Source organism: Clostridium sp. UBA7503 (assembly GCF_002477055.1).
Classification (GTDB): domain Bacteria; phylum Bacillota; class Clostridia; order Clostridiales; family Clostridiaceae; genus Clostridium_J; species Clostridium_J sulfidigenes.
The window spans coordinates 36,569-44,708 of record NZ_DLNT01000053.1; the positions used below are offsets into that span (position 1 = coordinate 36,569).

Here is an 8,140-nt window from a genome sequence, read left to right on the forward strand (position 1 = left end):
CTATAAGTATATACTTATAGCTTTCATCTATTTCAATGAGAGCATCTCTAATATCAGCATCATGACTAATTCTAAAAGGTTCTATAGTATATCCATACTGTTGATGAATTTTGATTACCTTATCAATGTTGTTTATTATTGAATTTTCTCCCGAGTAAGGATTATAAATAAATTTAACTCTTTTCATAATTTCCTCCTATATCATTTATAAACAATATAACTTAATTATGCCCATGAATATTATTTATAATTATATATAATACTTTATTTACCTTAATCTATATCATATTACCATTTTAAAAACCTTTTTTCAAATTTAAAAATTTATTCATACTTTTTTATATTTAACAATTAATTTTTATTTTCACTGCATATATATTTTACAATGGTAACCAAAATGTATATAATAAAATAGAGGTGATAGTGTGAATAAATCTATTATCCCAAATTCTATGACTTTGGGTAACTTAATTTGTGGAGTTTTATCAATACAATTTACTATAAATAATGATTTTACTACAGCTGGAATTTTAATCTTATTAGGAGGAATCCTGGATAGATACGATGGTACTGTAGCACGTTTTTTAAACACTCATAGTGAACTGGGAAAAGAACTTGATTCTCTAGCGGACTTAGTTTCATTTGGCGTAGCTCCATCAATTTTAGCCTTTTCCCTATATGGATTTAGTAATTTTGGACTTCTAGGTAAAATTTTATTAGTATTATTCCCTGTGTCAGGAGCTTTTCGTTTAGCTAGATATAATTGTACAGAATTTAATAATGTTTTTACTGGCATACCTATAACTATAGCTGGTAGTTTATTAGCTGTACTTGAGATTTTTTCTACGGTAAGACCTATACCATCAATAATTCCAATGGTATTTATGACATTGCTTTCATACCTTATGGTTAGTCATTTTCAAATTAAGAAAAAATAAAATAGTAATATTAAAAGCGACTATAAAAAATAGTCGCTTTTAATATTAATCATGAATATACTCTAAACAACATAATAGTATGAAAGAGTAACTACTAAATATACTGCTATAAGTAACGCTCCCTCAAACCAATAGGTCTTACCATCTTGAAACACAAAATAAGACATTCCCATTGCTATAGACATGGTTACTATTTGAAAAGTTGAAAACAGTAGATTTACTTGGAACCCCATAAAGGAAGAGCAAATAATTAATATAGGAATCACAAACATAGTAATTTGTATACTAGAGCCTATGGCAGTTTCTAGACTAGCATCTATTTTATTTTCTAAAGCACATACTATGCTTGATGCATTTTCACCAAAGGAGCCTAAAAGTGGAATCAATATTATTCCTAAAAATTCTTGTGAAATTTTATATTCTTCAACAATGGCATTTACACCACCAACTAACCTTTCACTTATAAAATATAAAAGTATAGTTACAATTATAATTAACCCAAATACTTTTCTAGCATCATTCTTATACCCATTTTTAGGTAACATTTTTTCTTCATCTAATATAAATAAATTACTATGGGTATATAAGGAAAATATTAATCCTAATATATATACGCATATCAATACAACACCTATGATTAAACTTATTTTTTGAAAACTACCATTGTCAACAATAGAGTATCTATTTAAAGCGGATACAATTATTATTGTAAACATAACTAAAAATAACATATTTAAATTTGTACGTGCAATTATCTTATTAAATTTTTGTTCTCTATATTTTATACCACCACAAAATACTGCAATTCCTAAACCAAGTAGCATATTTGTAATAACAGCCCCTAAGAGCCCTGCCTTTGCCATGGAAATCATACCATACTTTATAGACCAAAGTCCCATCATAAGTTCTGGCACATTACCTGCTGTCGCTGAAATCAGGCCGCCTCTTTTTTCACCTATATAATCTGATATTTTTGAAGTTCCCATTCCTAATAAAATAGCTAAAGGAATCATTACTAATGAATACATTATAACATTAATTATGTTAGAATCTATATTTATAAAAAGTAGTGCAATAGAGATTAATACTATAGTTAATGTTACTACTTCCTCTTTTCCAATAAAATCTTTTTTCTTAAAGTCTTTCATATTTTCCTCCACAATATAACATAGATATATATTTACTCTATTCATTTCATAAAGAAACAGTTACACCTATATTTTTGCTAAAGGTGTAACTGTAGTGAAATACTTTATTTTAGTTTTTTATTTATTAGAAAATACTTTTTCTTTTAACTTTTGACCACATGGAGTTATCGCAAGACCACCTAATGCAGTTTCTCTTAATTCACTAGGCAAAGCTCTTCCTATTTTGTACATAGATATCACTGTATCATCAAAAGGAATTTTACTCTCAACACCTGCCATTGCCACGTCTGCCATGGTAAGGGCACTTACTGCTCCTGCTACATTTCTTTTAGCGCATGGTATCTCAACTAAACCTGCTATTGGATCACAAACCAAGCCCTCCACATTTTTTATTACCATAGCCCCTGCATCAAAGGCCATTTTAGGAGTTCCTCCCATCATTTCTACAATGGCAGCTGCAGCCATAGCAGCTGCACTACCACATTCTGCTTGACATCCACCTTCAGCACCTGCTAGCGTTGCATTTTTAGCAATTAAAATTCCAACCCCCGAAGCTGTAAATAAAGCAGTTATCATTTCATCATCAGTTTTATTTAATTTCTCTCCTGCTGTAATAATAGCTGCAGGTATAATACCGCAACTCCCTGCAGTAGGTGCTGCTACTATTCTTCCCATAGCCGCATTAACCTCAGAACAAGATAATGCTCTTGCCATAGCTTTAACTATAAAATCACCACATAAGGTTTCTTTTTCTTGGAAGTACTTTCTAATCTTAGTTGCATCACCACCTATAAGACCGCTTATAGATATAATCTCTTTATCCATAGCTTCTTGAGTTGCAGACTTCATAACTTTTAGATTTTCTCTCATCATTTCTATTAATTTTTCCCTAGAAGTTTCTGAAGATTCCAGTTCCTCTCTTATAGTATATTCTGCAATGGTTATTCTCTCTTTATTACATAATTCAATTATTTCTGTTGCCTTTGATAAAAACATTAAAGCTACTCTCCTTTCATTGGTGGTAATATTTCCTCTACATTTTTCACATTTTCTATCTTTCTTATTTTATCTACCACATGATGATTTGCTATCCCATCAGTTTCAACCACCGTTGAAGCTTCTAATCCCTTAGCTTTTCTATATACATTCATTGAAGCTATATTTATATTTTCATTAAATAAAAGATTACTAACATTATATATCATTCCTGGTACATCGAGATGAGTAATTATAATAGTTGGATATTCTCCTGTAAAATGGATACTTTGTCCATCTAATTCGAATATAACAATATTTCCTCCTCCTATGGATGAACCTGTAACAGTGGTTTCTATACCTTTAGAGTCCTTCATTACAAATTTAACCGTATTAGGATGTACATCACCTAGATCCGTTTCTTCAAAGGTAAATTTTACACCTTTCTCTTCTGCAATAGTAAAAGATTCTTTTAATCTATAATCCCACGGATCCATTCCTAGGATTCCTGCTACTAGTGCCCTATCTGTACCATGGCCTTTATAAGTTTTTCCAAAGGAGCCATGGAGTAAAAATTTAACTTCCCTAACATCATCCTCTGCAATCTTTGCAGCTAATTTTGCAAGCCTTGCAGCTCCTGCTGTATGTGAGCTTGAAGGTCCAATCATTATAGGACCAAGAATGTCAAACACGCTATAACTTTTCATAATTTCCTCCTATAAAATATCACTATAGAATATACTAAGGTTTAATATTTAATTGACTCCTGAATTAATAGTTATTACTTAGTATATCCATTTTATATAGTACCATTAGTTAAAGATTAAAAATATGTAACTTTTAAATAAGAATTATGTAAAAATATATCTATAATATTTATATCATAAAACTTATTGACAATATATATTTTTTCGATATAAATAGAGCTCGGTAATAGTTTTTTTGTATCCCATTATTACCGAGTTCTATTTAATTAATATTCATTTTTAATTTAATATTGATAAAAACAACTTCCCCCTATAAATTCTCTAATTAAAGAATTTGTTGGAACAACATCCCTATCTACTTCTTTAAAAAAATGTAAAAATTCGATAAGTCTTCTTGCTTCGTTGTAGACTGAACTTTCTGGTTCAACTTTATATAGTTGTTCTAATGCATATTTCTTTAAAACTGCTAACTCATATATAAGTGCTGAATTAAACATTACATCTGCATCTTCTTGATAAGGAAATATATTCTTATCTTCTCCTCGTCTTATAGATGCCCACATTTTCAGTGTATATTCTACATCATATCCTCTTGATAAATAATCTCTAACTATTCTTCTAATCATTCTTACATCCGTTGTTGCTATTCTATTATGAGCATCCATATTTATTTGAGTTAATGGACTAATATAAACTTTAAATTTATGATTATGAGAAATTGAAGCTGTTAGTACTTCATTTAGGCCATGTATTCCCTCAATTACTATTACTCCCCTATCTGGAAGCTTCACTTTATTTCCTAACCACTCTCTTTTACCTGTTATAAAATTAAAGGTTGGAAGCTCAACTTCTTCTCCATTTAAAAGCATTTTTAGTTGTTCATTGAATAGCTTTAAATCCAATGCAGTTACACTTTCAAAATCATATTCTCCAAATTCATCCTTTGGAGTAAGCTCTCTATCTATAAAATAGTCATCTAATGATATTGGTACTGGAATTAATCCATTAACTCTCATTTGAATTCCCAACCTCTTACAAAATGTAGTTTTTCCTGAAGATGATGGTCCAGCTATTAATATTAACTTTATATCACGATTTTTCTTTATTTTATCAGCAATATTAGCTATCTTCTTTTCATGCAAAGCTTCTGCAACTCGTACTAAAGTCACAATATCTCCATGTTCTATCTCATCATTTAAAGCACCTACATGGGCTATATTTAGTACATCCCCCCATTTTTCAGCTTCATAGAATATCTTTGCTAACTTCCTATGTTTTTCAAATCGTGGAATTTTAGCTGGCTCTTCTTGAGTTGGAAATCTTAGAATAAACCCTGGATCATAGTAAATTAAATCAAAATATTTTAGTATATCTGTATTAGGTATCATTGGTCCATAAAAATAACCAATTTCTTCACCCAACTTATAAATTATTATGCTACTCTCATTTACATTTTTAAAGACACTAACCTTATCATACATGCCAACTTCTCTAAATAAATCTATAGCATCTTCCTTACTATAACTTTTCTTTTCAATTTCCATGTTAGCATCTATTATCTCAAGCATTCTCTTTTTTATGGCATATACATCATCTATACTTAGATGCATGTCTTTATATATTTCACCAAATAATCCTTTACTTAAAGAATGTTCTATGGTTATTTTACTATCTGGAAATAAATCATTGGTAGCTTTTATTAAAACAAATTGTAAACTCCTTATATAACACAGCATTCCTTGTTTATCTGTAATATCAACAAATTCTATATGACAATCCTTCTCAAGAACAGTTGATAACTCCCTAAGTTTACCATCCACTTTAACCAAAACTATAGGTACTTTATTATCATTGCCATATCTTTTTATCAGATTATAACACGTTATTCCTCTATGAACTTCTATGATTCTTTCTTCTATTCTTATCTTGATTTTATCCATAACCTCACCTCTATTATAATTATTTAGTTATCATATATTATTTCCTGATCCCTTAATTAACTAGTAAAATCATAATCTTAATAAAATTTAAACTTAAATGATATTATATATTTGTATTACTTATTATATTACATAATTGTAAATGTGAAACCAACAAACCACAAATAATTTATTATATTCTGTGCATACTATATTTATCATTATATTAGAAATATAGGTGATATTTATGTTTATACTTATAATTAGAACAGTTATACTATATGTTTATTTAATTTTCATTATGCGAGTTATGGGTAAAAGGCAGCTTGGGCAGTTAGAACCTGTAGATTTTGTAGTTGCACTAATGATTTCTGAACTTGCAACTCTACCTATGGGCGATAACCGAATTCCGCTAATATATGCTATAGTTCCTATAACTACTTTAGTTTTTCTTCAAGTAATGACTTCCTTTTTAGAGCTAAAAAGTGAGCACATTCGCTCTATACTAAACGGTCAACCTAGTATACTTATAAAAGATGGATTAGTAAATATGAAGGAATTAAAGCAAGTTAGATATAATCTTGATGACCTTTTAGGTGAGCTTAGACAAAATGGTTATTTTAATTTACAAGAAATACATTATGCAATTTTAGAAACCGATGGTTCCCTATCAATTATTCCTTACAAATACTATGAACCACCTACAAGGGAAGATTTTAACATAAAAGTAGAAGATGAGCCTATTCCCATGCCAGTAATATTAGATGGTGTTATAAACAAGGCTAATCTTAAGTCTATTGAAAAGGATAATTATTGGTTAGAAGAAAAACTCGCTAAAAATAATATTAAAAGTTGTAAAGATGTGCTCATTGCAATAGTTTATTCAAATAACCATAAATTCTACTTTCAACTTAAAAATAAAACTAATGTTAGTGATAATGAAAAAGAAAGTTAAGGAGGAGTTCCTATACAATGAAAAACATGATAGCAACATGCATCATCTTCTTTCTAATGATATTCATTCTTTTTTTTGCCAGCAAATATATAGTATTAACTTGTGATAAGCTTTTAGATGTTTCATCAGAAATAGAAGAAAACATAGTAAATGATAATTGGGATGAAAGCTATATGTTGTCTTTTGAATTGTTAAACATCTATGAAGGACACGTGGCAAACTTAACTTTATTTTTAAATCATACAGACTTTGATAACATTTATAGTGAAATTATAAAGCTTAGTCAATATTCCAAATGCAAAAATAAAGATGAAGCTCTTTCATCTATTCATGTAGTAAAAACTCTAATTAACCAAGTAAAAGAATTAGAATCTATATCAATAGGAAATATTTTTTGATAAGTTTTTGGTTACGATTTCAAAATGTGGTTTTCTATATAGCATTTAACTAAAGATTGAACTATAATAAAATTATAGACTTAATCTTATAAATAGAAGGGTGGAATAATGTTATGGCATTAGTAACTACTAAAGAAATGTTTAAAAAGGCTTTCGAAGGCAAATATGCTATAGGAGCTTTTAATATTAACAATATGGAGATAATTCAGGGAATTGTAGATGGAGCTAAAGCTCAAAACTCTGCTGTAATACTTCAATGCTCTAGTGGAGCTATAAAATATATGCGACCAGCTTATTTAAGACATATGGTACTTGCTGCTGTTGAGGAAAGTGGAGTTGATGTAGCTCTTCACCTAGACCACGGTGATTCTTTTGAACTTTGTAAAGAGTGTATAGACAATGGATTTACCTCTGTTATGTTTGATGGTTCTCACTATGATTATGAAGAAAATGTAAGACTTACAAAAGAAGTTGTAGAATATGCTCATGCACATGGAGTTGTTGTAGAAGCTGAACTCGGTAAACTTGCTGGAGTTGAAGATGATGTAAATGTATCTGCTAAAGATGCTACTTACACTGATCCAGACCAAGCAGTTGACTTTGTTAAGAGAACTGGTGTTGATTCATTAGCAATAGCTATTGGAACAAGCCACGGTGCATACAAATTTAAAGGCGAAGCTAAACTTGACTTTGAAAGGCTTGAAACAATAACAAGAAAATTAGAAGAAGTTGGCTTTGAAAAATATCCAATAGTTCTTCACGGTGCTTCTGCTGTAGATCCAAAATATGTTGAAATGTGCAATGAAAATGGTGGAGACATAAAAGGTGCTAAGGGAGTACCTGTAGAAATGCTAAGAAAAGCTTCATCTATGGCTGTTTGCAAAATTAACATGGATACAGACCTAAGACTTTGTGTTACAGGTTCTTGTAGAAAAGTATTTGCAGATAAACCAAGTGAGTTTGACCCAAGAAAATATCTTGGAGTAGCAAGAACTAATCTGCAGCAATTAGTAGAAGATAAAATTACAACGGTTTTAGGTTCAATAGACTCAATGAAATAAGAAAAAAAACATGGAACCTTTTAAAATGTACCCTAAGTC

9 protein-coding genes are annotated in these 8,140 nt (G+C 29.8%); 4 read left to right on the forward strand and 5 right to left on the reverse strand.

From position 1 onward, the window contains the following. Window positions 1-187, reverse strand: a 187-nt coding sequence (locus B3630_RS15845; protein WP_414633020.1) for a diacylglycerol kinase family protein, incomplete at its 3' end; no start/stop codon positions are given. 238 nt (window positions 188-425) lie between these two features. On the opposite strand from B3630_RS15845, the gene pssA reads away from it, so the two are divergent. Further along, on the forward strand, window positions 426-938 hold the full coding sequence (pssA, locus tag B3630_RS15850; RefSeq protein WP_346899847.1) for a CDP-diacylglycerol--serine O-phosphatidyltransferase: 513 nt from the start codon (window positions 426-428) through the stop codon (window positions 936-938). 62 nt (window positions 939-1,000) lie between these two features. Here pssA and cax read toward each other — a convergent pair whose 3' ends face one another. From cax to B3630_RS15870, 4 genes are all read right to left on the reverse strand, one after another. Further along, a complete protein-coding gene (cax, locus tag B3630_RS15855) occupies window positions 1,001-2,086 on the reverse strand; it encodes a calcium/proton exchanger (protein WP_346899849.1) in 1,086 nt (361 codons plus the stop codon). A 117-nt stretch (window positions 2,087-2,203) separates the two neighbouring features. Continuing rightward, complete coding sequence (gene sdaAA / locus B3630_RS15860; protein ID WP_346899851.1) at window positions 2,204-3,082, reverse strand: L-serine ammonia-lyase, iron-sulfur-dependent, subunit alpha; 879 nt, start codon at window positions 3,080-3,082, stop codon at window positions 2,204-2,206. 5 nt (window positions 3,083-3,087) lie between these two features. Further along, complete coding sequence (gene sdaAB, locus B3630_RS15865) at window positions 3,088-3,768, reverse strand: L-serine ammonia-lyase, iron-sulfur-dependent subunit beta (protein ID WP_346899853.1); 681 nt, start codon at window positions 3,766-3,768, stop codon at window positions 3,088-3,090. 284 nt (window positions 3,769-4,052) lie between these two features. Continuing rightward, the gene (locus B3630_RS15870; protein WP_346899855.1) at window positions 4,053-5,708 is read right to left on the reverse strand and encodes a nucleoside kinase; all 1,656 of its coding nucleotides are present in this window, start codon (window positions 5,706-5,708) and stop codon (window positions 4,053-4,055) included. Window positions 5,709-5,934: 226 nt separating this feature from the next. On the opposite strand from B3630_RS15870, the gene B3630_RS15875 reads away from it, so the two are divergent. The 3 genes from B3630_RS15875 (at window position 5,935) to fba (ending at window position 8,101) form a co-directional block, all read left to right on the forward strand. Continuing rightward, a complete protein-coding gene (locus tag B3630_RS15875) occupies window positions 5,935-6,642 on the forward strand; it encodes a DUF421 domain-containing protein (protein WP_346899857.1) in 708 nt (235 codons plus the stop codon). Between the two features lie 17 nt (window positions 6,643-6,659). Further along, entirely contained in the window at window positions 6,660-7,040 is a 381-nt protein-coding gene (locus tag B3630_RS15880) for a DUF4363 family protein (protein WP_346899859.1), read from the forward strand. A 113-nt stretch (window positions 7,041-7,153) separates the two neighbouring features. Further along, the gene (gene fba, locus B3630_RS15885; RefSeq protein ID WP_035132444.1) at window positions 7,154-8,101 is read left to right on the forward strand and encodes a class II fructose-1,6-bisphosphate aldolase; all 948 of its coding nucleotides are present in this window, start codon (window positions 7,154-7,156) and stop codon (window positions 8,099-8,101) included. Window positions 8,102-8,140 lie beyond the last annotated feature (39 nt).

What these genes read in the sequence shown, in the direction of transcription:
- sdaAB (WP_346899853.1), bottom strand. Translation starts at nt 3,768, where the DNA reads ATGAAAAGTTATAGCGTGTTTGACATTCTTGGTCCTATAATGATTGGA.
- B3630_RS15880 (WP_346899859.1), top strand. Translation starts at nt 6,660, where the DNA reads ATGAAAAACATGATAGCAACATGCATCATCTTCTTTCTAATGATATTC.
- B3630_RS15870 (WP_346899855.1), bottom strand. Translation starts at nt 5,708, where the DNA reads ATGGATAAAATCAAGATAAGAATAGAAGAAAGAATCATAGAAGTTCAT.
- sdaAA (WP_346899851.1), bottom strand. Translation starts at nt 3,082, where the DNA reads ATGTTTTTATCAAAGGCAACAGAAATAATTGAATTATGTAATAAAGAG.
- fba (WP_035132444.1), top strand. Translation starts at nt 7,154, where the DNA reads ATGGCATTAGTAACTACTAAAGAAATGTTTAAAAAGGCTTTCGAAGGC.
- B3630_RS15875 (WP_346899857.1), top strand. Translation starts at nt 5,935, where the DNA reads ATGTTTATACTTATAATTAGAACAGTTATACTATATGTTTATTTAATT.
- cax (WP_346899849.1), bottom strand. Translation starts at nt 2,086, where the DNA reads ATGAAAGACTTTAAGAAAAAAGATTTTATTGGAAAAGAGGAAGTAGTA.